The organism is Falsiroseomonas selenitidurans (genome assembly GCF_012103215.1).
Lineage (GTDB): Bacteria > Pseudomonadota > Alphaproteobacteria > Acetobacterales > Acetobacteraceae > Falsiroseomonas > Falsiroseomonas selenitidurans.
On the sequence record NZ_JAAVNE010000031.1, the window covers coordinates 1 to 16624 of the forward strand.

The 16624-nt window shown below is 71.5% G+C and carries 17 protein-coding genes; 9 read left to right on the forward strand and 8 right to left on the reverse strand.

What is annotated here, in order from left to right; all coding sequences use genetic code 11:
- A partial coding sequence (locus HEQ75_RS17750; RefSeq protein ID WP_168033126.1) for a DUF4139 domain-containing protein occupies positions 1 to 1893 on the reverse strand: 1893 nt, incomplete at its 3' end.
- A gap of 23 nt (positions 1894 to 1916) precedes the next feature.
- A complete protein-coding gene (locus HEQ75_RS17755; protein WP_168033128.1) occupies positions 1917 to 2684 on the reverse strand; it encodes a hypothetical protein in 768 nt (255 codons plus the stop codon).
- A 110-nt stretch (positions 2685 to 2794) separates the two neighbouring features.
- Here HEQ75_RS17755 and HEQ75_RS17760 point away from each other — a divergent pair, with 110 nt between their 5' ends.
- Positions 2795 to 3223: a hypothetical protein gene (locus HEQ75_RS17760; protein WP_168033130.1), complete on the forward strand. Its 429-nt coding sequence runs from the start codon at positions 2795 to 2797 to the stop codon at positions 3221 to 3223.
- 99 nt (positions 3224 to 3322) lie between these two features.
- Here HEQ75_RS17760 and HEQ75_RS17765 read toward each other — a convergent pair whose 3' ends face one another.
- Together HEQ75_RS17765 and HEQ75_RS17770 are read right to left on the reverse strand one after the other, a co-directional pair.
- Positions 3323 to 3547 (reverse strand): hypothetical protein, encoded by a 225-nt coding sequence (locus tag HEQ75_RS17765; RefSeq protein WP_168033132.1) that lies wholly within the window; start codon positions 3545 to 3547, stop codon positions 3323 to 3325.
- Entirely contained in the window at positions 3544 to 4485 is a 942-nt protein-coding gene (locus tag HEQ75_RS17770) for an SMP-30/gluconolactonase/LRE family protein (protein WP_168033134.1), read from the reverse strand. Before HEQ75_RS17770 ends, HEQ75_RS17765 begins: the two co-directional genes overlap by 4 nt.
- 105 nt (positions 4486 to 4590) lie before the next feature.
- Here HEQ75_RS17770 and HEQ75_RS17775 point away from each other — a divergent pair, with 105 nt between their 5' ends.
- The 8 genes from HEQ75_RS17775 to HEQ75_RS17810 are packed head-to-tail and all read left to right on the forward strand — an operon-like array spanning position 4591 to position 12105.
- Entirely contained in the window at positions 4591 to 5616 is a 1026-nt protein-coding gene (locus HEQ75_RS17775; protein WP_168033136.1) for an NAD-dependent epimerase/dehydratase family protein, read from the forward strand.
- Positions 5603 to 6256 (forward strand): TetR/AcrR family transcriptional regulator, encoded by a 654-nt coding sequence (locus HEQ75_RS17780; protein WP_168033138.1) that lies wholly within the window; start codon positions 5603 to 5605, stop codon positions 6254 to 6256. The genes HEQ75_RS17775 and HEQ75_RS17780 overlap by 14 nt, the downstream gene beginning before the upstream one ends.
- Before the next feature lie 59 nt (positions 6257 to 6315).
- On the forward strand, positions 6316 to 7356 hold the full coding sequence (locus HEQ75_RS17785) for a dihydrodipicolinate synthase family protein (protein WP_168033140.1): 1041 nt from the start codon (positions 6316 to 6318) through the stop codon (positions 7354 to 7356).
- Positions 7357 to 7370: 14 nt separating this feature from the next.
- Positions 7371 to 8525: a Gfo/Idh/MocA family protein gene (locus HEQ75_RS17790; RefSeq protein ID WP_168033142.1), complete on the forward strand. Its 1155-nt coding sequence runs from the start codon at positions 7371 to 7373 to the stop codon at positions 8523 to 8525.
- 3 nt (positions 8526 to 8528) lie between these two features.
- Positions 8529 to 9674 carry a dihydrodipicolinate synthase family protein gene (locus HEQ75_RS17795; protein WP_168033144.1) on the forward strand — a complete coding sequence of 382 codons (1146 nt, stop codon included), beginning with the start codon at positions 8529 to 8531 and terminating at the stop codon, positions 9672 to 9674.
- Entirely contained in the window at positions 9674 to 10480 is an 807-nt protein-coding gene (locus tag HEQ75_RS17800) for a sugar phosphate isomerase/epimerase family protein (protein WP_168033146.1), read from the forward strand. Before HEQ75_RS17795 ends, HEQ75_RS17800 begins: the two co-directional genes overlap by 1 nt.
- Before the next feature lie 26 nt (positions 10481 to 10506).
- On the forward strand, positions 10507 to 11478 hold the full coding sequence (locus HEQ75_RS17805) for a Bug family tripartite tricarboxylate transporter substrate binding protein (protein WP_168033148.1): 972 nt from the start codon (positions 10507 to 10509) through the stop codon (positions 11476 to 11478).
- Between the two features lie 60 nt (positions 11479 to 11538).
- Positions 11539 to 12105, forward strand: coding sequence for a DUF2585 family protein (locus tag HEQ75_RS17810; RefSeq protein WP_168033150.1), 567 nt, complete (start codon positions 11539 to 11541; stop codon positions 12103 to 12105).
- Here HEQ75_RS17810 and HEQ75_RS17815 read toward each other — a convergent pair whose 3' ends face one another.
- From HEQ75_RS17815 to HEQ75_RS17830, 4 genes are read right to left on the reverse strand one after another with little or no spacing between them, the layout of a single operon-like run.
- Positions 12106 to 13299 carry an amidohydrolase gene (locus tag HEQ75_RS17815; protein ID WP_168033152.1) on the reverse strand — a complete coding sequence of 398 codons (1194 nt, stop codon included), beginning with the start codon at positions 13297 to 13299 and terminating at the stop codon, positions 12106 to 12108.
- 13 nt (positions 13300 to 13312) lie between these two features.
- Positions 13313 to 14740, reverse strand: a complete 1428-nt coding sequence (locus HEQ75_RS17820; protein WP_168033154.1) for an enolase-like domain-containing protein — start codon at positions 14738 to 14740, stop codon at positions 13313 to 13315.
- The gene (locus tag HEQ75_RS17825) at positions 14737 to 15552 is read right to left on the reverse strand and encodes a sugar phosphate isomerase/epimerase family protein (protein WP_168033156.1); all 816 of its coding nucleotides are present in this window, start codon (positions 15550 to 15552) and stop codon (positions 14737 to 14739) included. Before HEQ75_RS17825 ends, HEQ75_RS17820 begins: the two co-directional genes overlap by 4 nt.
- The gene (locus HEQ75_RS17830; RefSeq protein ID WP_168033158.1) at positions 15552 to 16556 is read right to left on the reverse strand and encodes a Gfo/Idh/MocA family oxidoreductase; all 1005 of its coding nucleotides are present in this window, start codon (positions 16554 to 16556) and stop codon (positions 15552 to 15554) included. The genes HEQ75_RS17825 and HEQ75_RS17830 overlap by 1 nt, the downstream gene beginning before the upstream one ends.
- Positions 16557 to 16624 lie beyond the last annotated feature (68 nt).

Consider the following 16624-nt stretch of genomic DNA (forward strand, 5'->3'; position numbering starts at 1 on the left):
GCCGCTGCGGTCCTCCAGCGCCTGGCGGGCGCGCGCCAGCGCCGCCTCCGCCGCTTCATGGGCGCGGGCGGCCTCGCGGAAGGCGTCCATCAGGCGGCGCGCCTCGGCGAATTCGGCCACCAGCGCCTCCAGCCCGGCACGCCCCGGCGCCGCCTGGGGCAGGCGGTCCAGCAGGCCGCGCAGCGCCGCCAGCCGGTCCTGCCCGCCGGGCAGGCGCAGCGTGTCGCGTGCCAGGGCCAGGTCGCGCCAGGCGGGCGGCAGCGGCTCCGCCAGCGCCACGTCCCACAGCGGGATCTGCTGCTGGCCGTCGCGTTCCCACCCATAGTCCAGGGTGGTGGGGCGGGCTTCCAGCCGGGCCTCCACCCGCAGGCCGAAATCGCCCTGTGCGGCGGGGGTGAAGCGCGGCGTCTCCCCGCCCCGGGCCGGCAGGTCCAGCACCAGGAGGCCGCTGGCCGTGCCGGGGTCCACCGCCAGCGTCACCGTATGGGTCAGGCGCAGCATCACCTGCACGAAGCCGCGGCGCAGCGCCACGCCCACCGGCAGGCTCTCCCCCCGCTGCGCCGCCGTGGCCTGCACCCCGGGGTCGCGGGCGAAGGCCAGGATGCGGCTTTCCCCCGGCGGCAGGCCGCGCAGTTCCGCATCGCCCAGGAAGGCGCCCGCCTCCGCCCCGGCGCTGCCGAACACGGTGGCCAGCCCGCCGGGCAGGGCGTGCGGCGTGGTGTTGGCCAGGCGCACCGCCTGCAGCGGGTGGCGCGCGCCGAGGTCCTGCAGCCACCAGATCCGCTCCGCCGGCAGGCGCGCGTCCAGGAAGGGGACATTCGCCGTCTCCCCGGCGCGAATCGTCACCGGATCGGCCAGGGTGAAGCTGACCCGGCCCAGCGAGGCCGCGGCCACCGCCTCCGCCACCGCGGGCGGTGCTTCCGCCAGGGCCAGCGGCGCCGGCATGGCGGCGGCGGGCGCCGGGGCGAAGCCGCGGGTCGCCTCCGCCCGGCGTGGCGGGGGCGGCGGCACCGGGCGGCCGCCGGTATCGGCCTGCACCGCCACCGGCGCGCTGCCCTGCACCGGCAGCAGGCGGCGCGGCAGCAGCACCGGCGTGTAGATCGGCTGGCGGAAGGCGGCGGCCTCGCCGGAGACCAGGGAAAGGCGGATATCCTGCCAATCCGTGCCGCCATGGTTTTCCACCACCGCCCAGCCGACCAGCCGCGCCGTCGCACCCCGTTCACCAAAGCCCGGCACCGCCAGGCGCCAGGAGGGTTTCCACAGCGGCGCCCCGGCCACATAGCTCAGCGCCACCTGGCGCGCCGCGCCGGCGCCGGGGCGCAGCGCCACGGTGATCTCCCGCGTACCGGCATCCAGCGCGCCGGCGAGCGCGTCCGCCGCGCGGGCCAGGCGGGCGGCCAGCGCGGCATCCCGCAGCCGCACCTCGTCATGCGGGCCGAGCGCCAGGCTGCGCAGGCCGGTGGCGGAAACCAGCGTCAGCCGCAGCCCGGGCTCCGCTTCCTCCGCCCCCGCGATGCGGCCCTCCACCTCTCCCACCGCCACGCGCTGGCCGCGCAGCGCGTTCAGCAGGGTGGCGCGGCTGGCGAAATCCCCGGGCTTCACCGGCAGGCCGCGGAAGGCTTCCGCCGCCAGGTCCTGGGCCGGCAGGCGCAGCCCCTCCACCCTTCCCGCGGGGTCCGCCACCACCAGGGAGCGCAGCAGGTCGTCCACATCCGCCAGCGGGACGCGGAAGGTGAGGGCATCGGCGTCCGGCGCCACCGGCCCGGCGCGTTCCACCTGCGCCAGCCCGGCGGAGGACAGCGTCACGGCCCGGACCGGCAGTTCCGCGGCCTGCGGCGAGGCCAGGGCGGTGCCGGCGAGCAGCAGGGCGAGAAGGGGACGGCGAGGCGTCATGCGAAGCACTCCTCTGGCAGGGGTCATGGCGGCCAGCCCGGCGCCACCGCGCGCTGGCCGGCTGGGTAGTGGCGGCGCAGGAAGCGGTCGAATCCGGCAGGGTCCGGCGCCAGTTCCACCCGCCACCAGCCCGGCGGCGTGCGCGCCAGGCGGCGCAGATCGCCGGCACCGGGCGGATGCGGGTTGGTGACGAAGGCGGCTACGCGTTCATCCTGCGCCAGCACCGCCCCCGCCGCCCAGCCTTCCGGCTGGCTGTCCCGCGCCGGCATCGCGATGCCGTCGAAGACCCGCACCGGACGGGCGGGGTCGAAGCGGGGCAGGGCGGCGCCGCGGGCGGTGATGGCGCCATCCGGGTGCAGCAGCAGCCACTGCCGGCTGAGGCAGCGCGGCGCGTTCAGGAACACCCAGGCGGCATGACCGACCACCAGCAGCAGCACGCCCCCGGCCCAGATCGCCTTCAGCCAGCCCGGCAGCGGCAGCGGCGCGGGCAGGAGCATCGGGTCGTCCAGGATCGGGTCCAGCGCCGGGACCAGCAGCAACCCACCGGCCAGGATGGCGGCCAGCAGTGGCAGGGCGCGGGGCTGGTCATCCACCAGGCCGCGCAGCCGGCGCAGCAGCAGCCCGGCTTCCTGCGCCAGGCTGGTGTCCTGCCGCGGGGCAAGGATTCGCGCGGCCAGGTGCTGCGCCTCGCCCCGACGGCGGCGCGCCCGGTGCCGCGCGGCGGCGCGGTGGATCACGGCCAGATACAGCAGCGCCGCGGCCCCGGCCGCCACGAGAACACCCGGCCCCATGCTGGCTCCTCTCCGAACAGCCTCCACCTTACCGCCCGATTCGTGCGGCCGTGTTGCATGCCGTGTCGCGCCGCTTGCCCCGGCCCCGGCGGGCCGGGCAGGGTGGCGGCATGGCCATGGAATGGGTGCCGGATCGCTACTTCGCCCTGGCCGGCCGGCCGGTGATGCAGGTTCGGAACGCGGAGGGCGCCTTGGGCGTGCGGGCGATGCACCCGGCCACCGGCGCCTTCCTGCCGACCCACGCCCTGTACACCCGCCTGCGGGAAGGATCGGTGGATCTGGATGAGCTGGACCGCGCCGCCTTCCTGGCGCTGGTGGCGGCCTGGCGGCAGCGCCTGGCGCTGCGGCGCCGCGCCCTGCCGCTGCGCTGGAGGGCCACCGGCGATGCGCTGTTCCCCTGGCAGACGGAGCAGGAGGGTGAGGTGCTGCGGCTGCGGCTGAACCCCTACCTGCCCGATTTCCCCTACTCTGTCATGGCTGCCGACCAGGCGGTCGATGAATTGGCGGACTGGCCCCCGGCCTGGCTGCGGGACGAGTAGAGCATTTTCAAGCCTTGCGGCCTCGCAAGGCGACTCGGAAAATGCGTCGAAACAATGGGCTGGAGCCGTTTCACCGTCTTCGCTGGCGGTGAAGCGGCTCTAGCGACGCCGCCCGACGAGCCACCCCAGCCCCAGCAGCACCAGTCCGATGCCGCTGAAGACCAGGGCAAAATCGAGATCCGTCGGCACCAGCAGCCCCGGCCTGCCGGCGGTGGACTTGGTGCGGATCTCCCACCCCGTCGCGATGCTGAACAGCGCCAGCCCCCCGGTGGCCGCCAGCGCGAAGCCCAGCGCCACCAGGACGAAGGCCAGCGCCGCTCTCATCCGCCCGGCGCCCCCTGGGTGTTGACGAACAGGCTGTAGAGCGAATGCGCGGCCGCCATGAACAGCCGGTTCCGGTGCCGCCCGCCGAAGCAGACATTGGCGCAGCGTTCCGGCAGGTCGATGAAGCCGATCGGCGTGCCGGCGGCGTTGAACACCTTCACGCCATCCATGCCCGGCCCGCCCATGCCCCAGCCGCACCAGAGGTTGCCGTCGACATCCACGCGGAAGCCGTCCGGTGTCTCGCCCGTCGCGCAGGCGACGAAGACGCGGCGGTTGCTGAGCGTGGCGCCGGCGCAGTCATAGGCCAGGATGTTGCGCGGCTCCGACCGGCTCTCGATGACGTAGAGGATCGATTCGTCGGGGCTGAAGGCCAGGCCGTTCGGATGGTCCACGTCATCCGCCACCAGCGTGATTTTTCCCGAGTCGCCATCGACGCGATAGACGTTGGTGTGCGGCAGTTCGGGCGTGGCTTTCTCGCCCTCGTAGAAGCCGCCGATGCCGAAGGGCGGGTCGGTGAACCAGATGCTGCCATCGGATTTCACCACCACGTCGTTCGGGCTGTTCAGGCGCTTGCCCTCGAAACTGTCCGCGATCACGGTGATCGCGCCATCATACTCGATGCGGATGACGCGCCGGCCGCCATGCTCGCAGGCGATGATACGGCCCTGGCGGTCCCGCGTATGGCCATTGGCATTGCCCGACGGCTTGCGGAAATGGGTGACGGCGCCCGTCTCCTCATCCCAGCGCAGCACGCGGTTGTTGGGGATGTCCGACCACAGCAGGCAGCGCTGGTCGCCCAGCCAGACGGGGCCCTCGCCCCAGCGGCTGCCGGTCCAGAGCCGCTCGACCGAGCTCAGCGGCAGGCGCAGCTTGGTGAAGGCCGGGTCCAGGGTGCGGATGGCGGGGTCGGGGTAGCGCAGGCTTTCCTGCCAGCTCATGGCGTGTCTCCTCAATGTGGCGGTCTTGGCGCCGGCCGGGGTCACCGCCATGCTGCCGGACGCGGCCAGCCGCGATGCTGGCCCGATATGGGCGGGAGGGGAACCATGGGCGATCTGCCACGGCGCATCGCGGATGAGGCGACGCTGGAGGAGGTGATGTCGCGGCCCGACCCGGCGCTGTTGGCCGACCTGGCCCAGGTGCCGGGGGACATCCTGGTGCTCGGCGCCGCCGGCAAGATGGGGCCGACGCTGTGCCGCCTGGCCAGGCGGGCGGACCCGGCGCGGCGGGTCATCGCCGTGGCGCGCTGGTCCGAGGCCGGGCTTCGTGCGCGGATGGAAAGCTGGGGCATCGAATGCCTGGCGGCCGACCTGCTGGACGACGCGGCGCTGGCCGCGCTGCCCGATGCCCCGAACGTGGTCTTCATGGCGGCGATGAAGTTCGGCTCTAACGGAAATGAGGCGCTGACCTGGGCGATGAACGTCCAGCTGCCGGCGCGCGTTGCAGCACGCTGGGCGGCCTCGCGCATCGTCTTCTTCTCCACCGGCAATGTGCAGCCGATGTGGCCGGTGAACGGGCCGGCGCCGGATGAGGACGCCGCACCATCGCCGATCGGCGATTATGCGGCGAGTTGCCTCGGCCGGGAACGCGCCTTCCAGCATGCGGCCGCCACCCGCGGCACGTGCTGCTTCGGCATCCGGCTGAACTACGCGATCGACCTGCGCTACGGCGTGCTGCATGACGTCGCGACGAAGGTGCTGGCGGGCACGCCGGTGCCGCTGGCCATGGGCCATGCCAATGTGATCTGGCAGGGCGATGCCAATGCCTGGACCCTGCGCGCCCTGGCCCGTGCGGAGGCCACCTGCCCGATCCTGAACGTGACGGGGCCGGAGACCGTCTCGATCCGCTGGCTGGCCCGGCAATTCGCGCAGCGGCTGGACCGCACGCCGGAATTCGCCGGGGAGGAGGCGCCGACCGCCCTGCTGTCCAACGCCGCCCGCGCCTTCCAGACATTCGGCTACCCGACCGTGCCGCTGCTGACCCTGGTGGATTGGGTGGCGGATTGGGTGGCGGCCGGCGGCCGGGCGCTGGGCAAGGCGACGAAGTTCGAGGTCCGGGATGGCCGCTTCTAGCCCGGCCCTCCGCGCCGAGGCGCAGCTTTCCGCCCGCGCCCGCGCCACGCGCCAGCGCATCCTGGACGCCGCCCTGGTGGAATTCGCCGAGAAGGGCATGGCCGGCAGCCGGGTGGATGAGATCGCGGCGCGGGCCGGCGCCAATAAGCGCATGCTCTACGCCTATTTCGGCAGCAAGGAGGAGCTGTGGCTGACGGTGCTGGAACGCGCCTATGCCGCCAAGCGGGAGGAGGAGCGGGAGCTGTCGGTGGACAGCCTGCCGCCGCTGGAGGCGATGGTGCGGCTGGTGGCCTTCAACCTGCGCTACACGAGCCGCCACCCCGAATTCGTGGCCCTGCTGAACCAGGAGAACCTGCACCGCGCCGCCTATCTCAGCCGGTCCGAACAGGTGCCGGCGCTGTATTCGCCGATGCTGGCGGCGCTGACCACGGTGCTGGAGCGCGGCGCCGCTTCCGGCGTGTTCCGCGGCGGGGTGGATGCGATGCAGCTCTACATCTCGATCCTGGCGCTGGGCCATTTCTACGTCGCCAACCGCCACACCCTGTCGACCATCTTCGGCACCCCGCTGGGCACCGAGGCCGCGATCGCGGCGCGGGAGGCCCATATTTCCGAGTTCGTGCTGGGCTATCTGCGGCCTTGACCTGAGCCCTGGCCCGCGACAAAGTAACCGTCTGGTTACTGCTTCGGGGGGAAACTCAGGTGGGTCTGCGCTGGCAGGATTGGCCGGGGAGCGTCCTCGCGCGGCTGCGGCATGGCTGTGCCATCCCGGCGCATCCGCTGGCGCTGAACGCGCGGCGGGAATTGGACACGCTGCGCCAACGGGCGCTGTCCCGCTACTATCTGGCGGCCGGCGCCGGCGGCCTGGCGGTGGGCGTCCACACCACGCAATTCGCCATCCGCCAGGTCGGGCTGTTCGAGACGGTGCTGTCGCTGGCCGCCGAAGCGGCGACGGAACGGGACGAGGCGCCCATCCTGGTCGCCGGCGCCATCGGCCGCACCGAACAGGCGGTGCGGGAGGCGCGGATCGCCCGCGGCCTCGGCTACCACGCCGCGCTGCTGAGCCTGGCCGCCTGGAAGGGCGCCTCCGAGGACGAGATCATCGCCCATTGCCAGGCGGTCGCGGCGGAGATGCCGGTCTTCGGCTTCTACCTGCAGCCGGCCGTCGGCGGCGTGCCCCTGAAGCTGTCCTTCTGGCGCCGGTTCGCCGCCATCGAGAATGTCATCGCCATCAAGATGGCGCCCTTCGACCGCTACGCCACGCTGGACGTGCTGCGCGGCGTGCTGGAGGCCGGCGCGCAGGACCGCATCGCGCTCTACACCGGCAATGACGATCACATCGTGGCCGATCTGCTGACGCCCTTCGCGCTGGCCGGCGCCGAGAAGCCGCTGCGCATCCTGGGCGGGCTGCTGGGGCATTGGAGCGTCTGGACCCGCGCGGCGGTGGACCTGCACGCGCGCTGCCGCGGCGCCGACGCCACGCCCGCCTTGCTGGCGCTGGATGCGCAGGTGACGGAGATGAACGCCGCCGTCTTCGACGTGGCGCACAACTTCCACGGCGTGATCGCCGGCTGCCACGAGATCCTCCGCCGCCAGGGCCTGCTGGACGGCATCTGGTGCCTGGACCCGGATGAGGGCCTGTCACCCGGCCAGTCCGAACTGCTGACCGCGGTGGCGCAACGCTACCCGCATCTGACGGACGACGCCTTCGTCCGCGCGAACCTCAACACCTGGCTCTCCTGAAGGATTTTTGCGACATGGCGGAACGCCGCATCGGCCTCATCATGAACGGCGTCACCGGGCGCATGGGCATGAACCAGCACCTGATCCGCTCCATCGCGGCGATCCGCAAGGATGGCGGCGTGGTGCTGGCGAATGGCGACCGGGTGATGCCCGACCCGATCCTGGTCGGCCGCAACCGGGAGAAGCTGGAGGCGCTGGCCCGCGCGCATGGCATTTCCCGCGTCTCGACGGACCTCGATGCCTGCCTGGCCGATCCGGACGACACGCTGTTCTTCGATGCGGCGACGACGCAGATGCGCGCCGGGCTGCTGACCAAGGCGATCCACGCCGGCAAGGACATCTACTGCGAGAAGCCGACCGCCGACAGCCTGGCCGATGCGATGGCCGTCGCGCGGCTGGCGAAGGAAAAGGGCATCAAGGCCGGCGTGGTGCAGGACAAGCTGTTCCTGCCCGGCCTGCGCAAGCTGAAGATGGCGATCGACAGCGGCTTCTTCGGCAAGATCCTCAGCGTGAAGGGCGAATTCGGCTACTGGGTGTTCGAGGGCGACCTGCAGCCCGCGCAGCGGCCCTCGTGGAACTACAAGAAGGATGAGGGCGGCGGCATCATCCTCGATATGCTCTGCCACTGGCGCTACGTGCTGGACAATCTGTTCGGCAATGTCGAGAGCGTGTCCTGCCTGGGCGCCACGCATATCCCGACGCGCATCGATGAGCAGGGCAAGGCCTATCAGGCCGATGCGGATGATGCAGCCTATGCGACCTTCCAGCTCGAAGGCGGCGTGATCGCGCATATCAATTCCAGCTGGGTGACGCGCGTCCGCCGCGACGACCTGGTGACCTTCCAGGTGGACGGCACGCATGGCAGCGCCGTAGCCGGGCTGCAGAAATGCTGGACGCAGTCCCGCGTGAACACACCGAAGCCGGTCTGGAGCCCGGACACGCCCCAGCCGATCAACTTCTACGAGGGCTGGCAGGAAATCCCGGACACGCAGCCGATGCCGAACGGCTTCCGGGTGCAGTGGGAATTGTTCTTCAAATACCTGGCGGGCGACGTCGCGGAGTATCCGTGGGACCTGCTGGCGGGCGCCAAGGGCGTGCAGCTGGCGGAAGCCGGCCTGCAATCCTGGGCGGAGCGCCGCTGGATCGACCTGCCGAAGCTGGAGGTCTGAGCCATGCCGACGATCAAGCTTCCCGAGGGCGACTACACGCTGCAGGGCCCGCGCGATTTCGCCACGGCGACGCCGCCCTTCCCCCGCGTCGCGCTGGCCGCCGCACATGTGGTGGCGGACACATTGGCGGAGCAGGACCCCTGGCTCGACGCGAAAATCGACTGGGACCGCACCATCGCGTTCCGGAAGCACCTGTGGTCGCTCGGCCTGGGCGTGGCGGAGGCGATGGATACCGCCCAGCGCGGCATGGGCCTGGATTGGGTGGCGGCGCAGGAACTCATTCGCCGTTCGCTCGACGCCATGCAGGACCATCCCGGCGCGGTGATGGCCAGCGGCGCCGGCACGGACCATCTGGCCCCCGGCCCCGATGTCACTGTGGATGACGTGATCCGCGCCTATGAGGAGCAATGCTCCGCCGTGGAGGCGATGGGCGGCCGCATCATCCTGATGGCCTCCCGCGCCCTGGCCAAGGCCGCGAAGTCGCCGGCGGATTACGAGCGGGTCTATGACCGCATCCTGTCCCAGGTGAAGCAGCCCGTCATCATCCACTGGCTGGGCGAGATGTTCGACCCCGCGCTGGAAGGCTATTGGGGCAACCACGACCACATGGCGGCGATGGAGACGGCGCTGGCCGTGATCCACGCCCATGCGGACAAGGTGGATGGCGTGAAGGTCTCGCTGCTGGACGACCAGAAGGAGATTTCGATGCGCCGGCGCCTGCCGAAAGGCGTGCGCATGTACACCGGCGACGACTTCAACTACGCCGAACTGATCGCGGGTGACGGCCAGGGCTATTCCGACGCGCTGCTCGGCATCTTCGACCCCATCGCACCGGCGGTGGGCGGCGCGCTGGCGTCGCTCGCGAAGAACGACCTGGCCACCTTCCACGACATCCTGGCGCCCACCGTCCCGCTGTCGCGCCACATCTTCAAGGCGCCGACACGCTTCTACAAGACCGGCGTGGTGTTCATGGCCTGGCTGAACGGCCACCAGGACCATTTCGTCATGGTCGGCGGCCAGCAATCCACCCGCAGCATCCGTCACTTCTCCGAGCTGTTCCGCCTGGCCGACAAGGCCGGGCTGCTGCGCGACCCGGACATGGCGGTGGCGCGCATGAAGACCCTGCTCGCCTTGCACGGTGCCGCCTGATGCAGATCTCGCTGAACTCGGTCACCGTGAAGGAGAAATGGGGCCTGCCCGAGCTGATCGAGGGCTGCGCCCGCCACGGCATTCCGGGCATCTCCCCCTGGCGCGACGTGCTCGGCGCCATGGGGGTGGAGCGCGCGGCGAAGCAGATTCGCGATGCCGGCCTGACCGTCACCGGCCTCTGCCGCGGCGGCATGTTCCCGGCCCATGACCAGGCCGGCCGCGATGCCGCCATCGAGGACAACCGCCGCGCCATCGCGGAGGCGCATGCGATCGGCGCGAAATGCCTGGTGGTGCTGGGCGGCGGCCTGCCGCCCGGCTCCAAGGACCTGCCGGGCGCGCGCGAGATGCTGCGCGAGGGGCTGGCGAAGATCCTGCCGGATGCGCGGGCGGCCGGCGTGACCATCGCGCTGGAACCGCTGCACCCGATGACCTGCGCGGATCGGTCGGTGCTGTCCACGCTCGGCCAGGCGCTGGACCTCTGCGACGAATTCGGCGCGGGCATGGGCATCGCGCTCGATGTCTATCACGTCTGGTGGGACCCGCAGCTGGCGACGCTGATCCAGCGCGCCGGACCGCGCATCGCCGCCTTCCATGTCTGCGACTGGAAGGTGCCGACGACCGACACGGTGTTCGACCGCGGCATCCCCGGCGAAGGCTGCATCGACATCCCCGCCATCCGCCGCATGGTGGAAGCGCAGGGCTACGACAGTTTCGCGGAGGTCGAGATCCTGTCCAGGCATTGGTGGCAGCAGGACCCGGAGGCGGTGCTGCCGCTGCTGAAGGAACGTCACGCCACCGCCGTCTGAATCACCAAGAATCGGGAGAGACAAGAATGAGCCGCTTCCGCCTCACGCGCCGGGCCCTGCTCGGCACCGCGCTCGCGACCCCTGCACTCGCCCAGGGCTGGGCACCCACGCGCCCGCTTCGCTTCGTCGTGCCCTTCCCGCCGGGCGGCGCCACCGATGTGGTGGCGCGCGTCCTTGCGGACAGGATGCAGGAGAAGCTGGGCCAGCCGGTCGCGGTGGAGAACCGCACCGGCGCTGGCGGCAATGTGGGCGTGGAGAATGTGGTGCGCAGCGCTGCCGATGGCCACACCATCCTCATGGGCACGACCGGCACGCTGACCATCAACCCGCATCTCTACACCAACATGGCCTTCAGCCCGGCCAACGATCTGACGCCGATCGGCATGGCCTTCGCCACCGACCATGTGCTGATCGTGAACCCCTCCGTGCCGGCGCAGAACCTGGCGGAGTTCCTGGCGCTGCTGCGGGCGCGGCCGAATTCGCTCTCCTTCGGCTCCGGCGGCAATGGCTCCTCCACCCATCTGGTGCCGGAACTGTTCAAGATGGTGGCGCGGGTAGAGATGCAGCATGTGCCGTATCGCGGCAGCGCGCCGGCGCTGAACGACACGGTCGCGGGCAATGTGCAGGTGATGCTGGACCAGCTGCCTTCCGCGCTTGGCCAGATCCAGGGCGGCCGGGTGCGCGCGCTGGCGGTTACCGGCCCGAAGCGCTCCGCCCTGCTGCCCAACCTGCCGACCTTTGCCGAGGCCGGTCTGGCCGATGCGCAGGCCACCTCCTGGGGCGCCGTGATGGCCCCGGCCGGGCTGCCGGCCGCGACCACGCAGCGCCTTTCCGCCGTGCTGCGGGAGGTGCTGGCCGAACCCGGCGTGCAGCAGCGCCTGCGCGCCGCCGGCGCCGACGCCGTGACCTCCACGCCGGAGGAACTCGCCGCCACGATGCGCGAGGAGACGGCGAAGTGGCGCCGCGTGGTGCGGGAGGCGCGGATCACCGTGAACTGAGGCGCTTGACGGCGGCCGCGGCATCGCCACGCTGCGGCCGCACCTTCAGGGCTTCGACACATGCCTGCGCTGCCCCGCTGGGCCTGGCTTGTCCTCCTGCTCGGCCTGCTCGTCGCCACCGCGCTGATCCTGCTGGCGATGGGGCGGGAGCCGATCTGCACATGCGGCAGCATCAAGCTGTGGCATGGCGAGGTCATCAGCGCCGAGAATTCGCAGCACATCACGGATTGGTACACGCCGTCGCACATCGGGCACGGCCTGATCTTCTACGCCGCCCTGCATCTGGTGGCGCGCCGTCTCGGCCTGCTGCCGCGCGCCGTGATCGCGACGGTGGTGGAGGCGGCCTGGGAGATCCTCGAGAACACCGATGCGGTGATCCGGCACTACCGCGAGGCGACCATCGCGCTGGATTATTTCGGCGACAGCGTCCTGAATTCGGGCTTCGACATTGCCGCCATGTGGCTGGGCTTTGCCCTGGCCGCGCGTCTGCCCGTCTGGGCCAGCGTCGCGCTGCTGCTGGCGATGGAGGTCGGCGTCGCGCTGGTGATCCGCGACAACCTCACCCTCAACGTGCTGATGCTGCTCTGGCCGCTGGATGCCGTGCGCGAATGGCAGGCGGCCAGGTAGTCACGCCGCCCAGTCCAGTTCCTGCTGGACCAGGCTCGCCCAATAGGCGGCGCCGAGGGCCAGGATCTGGTCGTTGAAATCGTATTGCGGCGTGTGGACGTTGTGGAAGCTGCCATCGGCGTTCAGGCCGTTGCCGATGCGCATGAAGACGCCGGGCTTTTCCTGCAGCATGAAGGCGAAATCCTCCCCGCCCGTGCTGAGCCCGACCTCGCCGACCTTGTCCGCGCCGACCACCGCGGCGGCGGCGGCGATGGCCACCGGCAGCTTCTCCGCCGCATTCACCGTGGGCGGGCAGAGCGGCACATAGGTGAAGGTGGCGGTGCAGCCCTGCGCGGTGGCAAGCGACTCCGCCAGCGCGTGCAGCCGCGCGCGGATGATGGCCTGGTCGCCCTTCTCGAAATACCGCGCGGTGCCGCGCACCACGACCTTGGATGGCATCACATTCGGCGAGTCGAAGCTGCCGCCGGAGACATGGCCGACGGAGAGCGCGGCGCTGGCGGTGGGCTTCAGGTTGCGCGGCAGGATGGTGTGCACCGCCAGCAGGAACTGGCCGAGCACCACCGTCGCATCGGTGGCCAGGTGCGGCGCGGCGCCGCCATGGCCGCCGGTGCCGTGGAATTCCACGCCCCAGAAATCGGCGCCCGCCAGCATCGGCCCCGGCCGCGTCGCGAACTGGCCCACCGGCAGCCCCGGCGAATTGTGCAACCCATAGACGGCATCGACCGGAAAGCGGTCGAACAGCCCGTCCTTGATCATCGCCGGCGCGCCCGTGCCGGCCTCCTCCGCCGGCTGGAAGATGAACCGCACCGTGCCGGCGAAATCCGGCTTGCCGGCCAGGTAGCGTGCCGCGCCGAGCAGCATGGTGGTATGCCCGTCATGCCCGCAGGCATGCATCTTGCCGGGCACGGTGGAGGCATGGGCGAAGCCGTTCTCCTCCTGGATGAACAGCGCATCCATGTCGGCGCGCAGCCCGATCGCGCGCTGGCCGGGCCGGCTGCCCTGCAGCGTGCCGACCACGCCGGTGCCGCCGATGCCCTCCGTCACCTCGATCCCCCATTCGCGCAGCTTCGCGGCGACCAGGGCGGCGGTGCGATGCTCCTCGAAGCGGGTTTCCGGGTGGCGGTGGATGTCCTGGCGGATTGCCACCAGTTCGGGCTCATAGGCGCGGATCGCCTCAAGGATGTCCTGGCGCATCGGTCTCTCCCACTCAGTTGGGCCAGGCGGCCCGGGGCATCGGCGCCATGGCCGTGAAGTCAGGCTCCTGCGTCGCGCCCAGCCCGGGCGTCTCCAGGCTGCCGAGGTCGAGCAGCCCGTTGCGGATCGCCAGCCGCGGGCCGTGCGGCGTATCGGCGTAGAGGTCGGGGTGGGCTTCCAGGAAGCGGTAGGCCTCCGCCTTCGGACGGCCGGCGAAGCCATCGATGAAATGGTGCCCGTTGCGCTCGACATGCGGCAGGCCGAGCAGGGCAACCAGCGCCAGATCCTGCTGCACGCAGACACCGGCGAGCGTGGTCAGATCCTCCGCCGACATGAAGTAGCGGTCGCGCCCTTCTGCCGCGTTCCAGGCGCGGCAGCGCGCCAGGTTCAGCACGGATCGCCACACGCCCTTGCAGGCCTTGGAGGACACGCCGGCATAGCCCAGCGCGCGGCCGGTGACGAAGGCATCCAGCGGGCCGTCGCTTTCGTCGATGATGACGGGGCGTTCCGCCGCCAGCGCGGCCATTCCCGTCTCCAGCGCGCGGGCGCGCTTCACCGGCTGCTCGATGTAGAGGATGGAGCGGCACAGCCGCGCCAGCCGCGGTTCCGCCTGCATGGCGCGCCACAAGGCCAGCGCACCTTCCGCATCCTCGTACTGCTCATTGCCGTCCAGGCTGGCGTGGTAGCCGCCATGGGCGCGGTCCAGCACGGCGGCGATGCGCGACAGCCTGTCCACATCGGCGGCGATGTTGCCGCCCACCTTCAGCTTCCAGTAGCGGTGGCCGTAGCCCGTGGCCACCTCCTCCAGCGTCTCCGGCAGCCCGTCATTCACGCGGCTGTCCTGATCCGCCGCCGTGATGGGATCGACCAGCCCCACCGTGTGCCGCGCATGCAATTGCCGCAGCGGCGACAGCCCTGCGAGCAGTGCGGTGAAATCGAAGCCGGCGAGATCCGGCACCACGTCATGCGGCGCCATGCCGCCGATATTGCCGCGCATGCCGGTCCAGAAGGACACGCCCTGCGCCTTCAGCACCGCATCCAGCATGGCGCGGTCCAGCAGCGCGCGGCCGTAGCTGGCCACCAGCGGGTTCAGCGCTTCCGCCGCCGCCGCCCGCGTCACCGCCGCATAGCTGTTGGCGAAATGGCCGAAGGCGGTGTCGGCGCCCGCCGCCAGGCTGGCCTGTTCGGCCAGTTCCAGCGCGCGGCGCAGTTGCTGTTCGTTCTGCGCGTCGGACAGCTTCGGGTCCTTGTCGAACCATTTGGCGGCCAGTGTCTCCGCCGCCATGCCCCAGGCTTCGCGGCCGTCCGCCAGCCGGATGCGCGCGCGCAGCACCGCCTGGCGGCCCTGCGTCACCGTGATGACGCCGAAGCGGAAGGGCAGGCGCAGCGTGAAGGGCCATTCGAAGCGCTGGGTCTCCACCAGCGTGAAGCGTGGACTCATGCCTCGAGGATCCCCCGCAGATAGCCGATGGCGCGCGCGGCGCTGGTGCGGCCATCCGGCTGATAGTCGAAGGGTTCCACCGCGCAGAAGCCAGCATAGCGCGTATCCTGCAGCGCATCGAGCACCGGCCGGAACGGATCGCCGCCCTGGCCCGGCGCGCGGCGGTTGCGGTCGTTCAGGTGCACATGCGCGATCTGCCCGCCGGGGATATGCCGCCGCAGCAGCGTCGCTGCGCTGTCCTCTTCGCCATTCCCCGCGGCGCTGACATCCAGCATGGTGCGCAGGCCGGGGGAGCCGATGCGGGTGACGATCTCCACCGCTTCCGCCACCGTCCGCGCCCAGTTGGTCTGGCCGGCATCCAGCGGTTCCAGGCAATAGGTCACGCCGTGCTGCGCCGCCCAGGCGCCGGCCTGCGCCATGGCATCCTCCGCGCGCGCCGCATCGCCCTCCGCCGCCAAATGGCGCTGCTTCGGGGAGCCATGCACCAGCAGCGTCGCGCCCAGATCGGCGGCGAGCCCCACCAGCCGCTGCATCACATCCAGCGTCTGTGTGCGGATGGTGGAATCGGCGCTGGTGATGGAAAGCCCCGCCGGCGCCACCAGCAGCCAGTGCAGGGAGGTGATCGGCGCGCCTTCCGATTCCGCGATGCGCCGCAATTCCGCGCGGCGAGCCTTCGGCAGAAGGTGCGGGGCTTCCGCATCGAGGGTGAAGGGCGCCACTTCCAGCCCGTCATAGCCCAGCGCGGCGGCCAGCCGGGCCTGCTCGGCGAAGTCCAGGGACGCGACCACTTCGTTGCACAGCGCGATTCGCATTATGGGAACAACTCCTCCACGCGCCTCTCATGCGCGGATCGTCGCGCGGCGTCCAGTATCCGCAGCGGCAGCACGCCGCCCTCGAAAAGATCCGGCCCCTGCGGGATTCGCGTGTCCACCGCATGCAGGAAGGCAGCGAGCTGGGCCGCGACGACACCGACGGGATCCAGCGCCGGCGCGCCGAGATCCTCCGCCGGCGCGTGGTCCGGCAGCCAGGCGCCGGACGCCGCCGGGCGGTGGCGGCCGCGGCGCAGGCGCAGGGTTTCCGCCATGAAATCCACCTCCGCCAGCGCATCCCGGCCGGCCACGGCCAGCAGCTTGCGCGTCTCCGCCCCCGGCACCACGGCATCGGCGTGCTCGCCCGGCAGCACGCAGCCGGCCTCGATCAGGGCGGTGGCGCCGGAGGCGAAGCGCAGCTGGATCACCGCCAGATCCTCCCGCCCCCGCCGCAGCGGGTCGGCCAGCATCGCGAAGACGTGTGTCGGCGCCTCGCCCGCGATCCAGGGCAGCAGGTCGGCGAAATGCACCGCATCGTTCAGCAGCGCCCCGGAATCGCCGCGCGCCCGCTTCAGGCCCGACATGCGGGCGGAGAGGTGGTGCAGCGGGCCGAAGCCGCCCGCGCGGGCCAGGCGGTGGATCGCCTGCGCCTTCGGGTGGAAGCGGAAGAACAGGCCCAGCTGCACGATGCGCCCAGCCGCCAGCGCGTGCAGGGCGGCCGATTGCGCGGCGGTTTCCGTCGCCGGCTTTTCCAGGAACAGGTCCCGCCCGGCGCGCAGCACCGCTTCCGCCAGCGGCACATGGGTGGCCGGCGGCGTGGCGAGGATCGCGGCATCGCAGCCGGCCAGCCCTTCCGCCAGCCCCGCCGCGAAGCGCGTGCCCGGTGGCGCCGCGGCGCGCGCCGCGGGGTCCGGTTCCAGCACCAGGGCCGTCCGGCCGAGGCGCGCGAGCGCGGCCAGGTGGACGCGCCCGAAGGCGCCGCAGCCGATCAGCAGCAGGCGGGTCATGTGCCATCAGCGCAGCAGGCCGCGGCACCGGTCAAGCGCCTTGACCGGGCCCATCCCGTGGGCAAGCC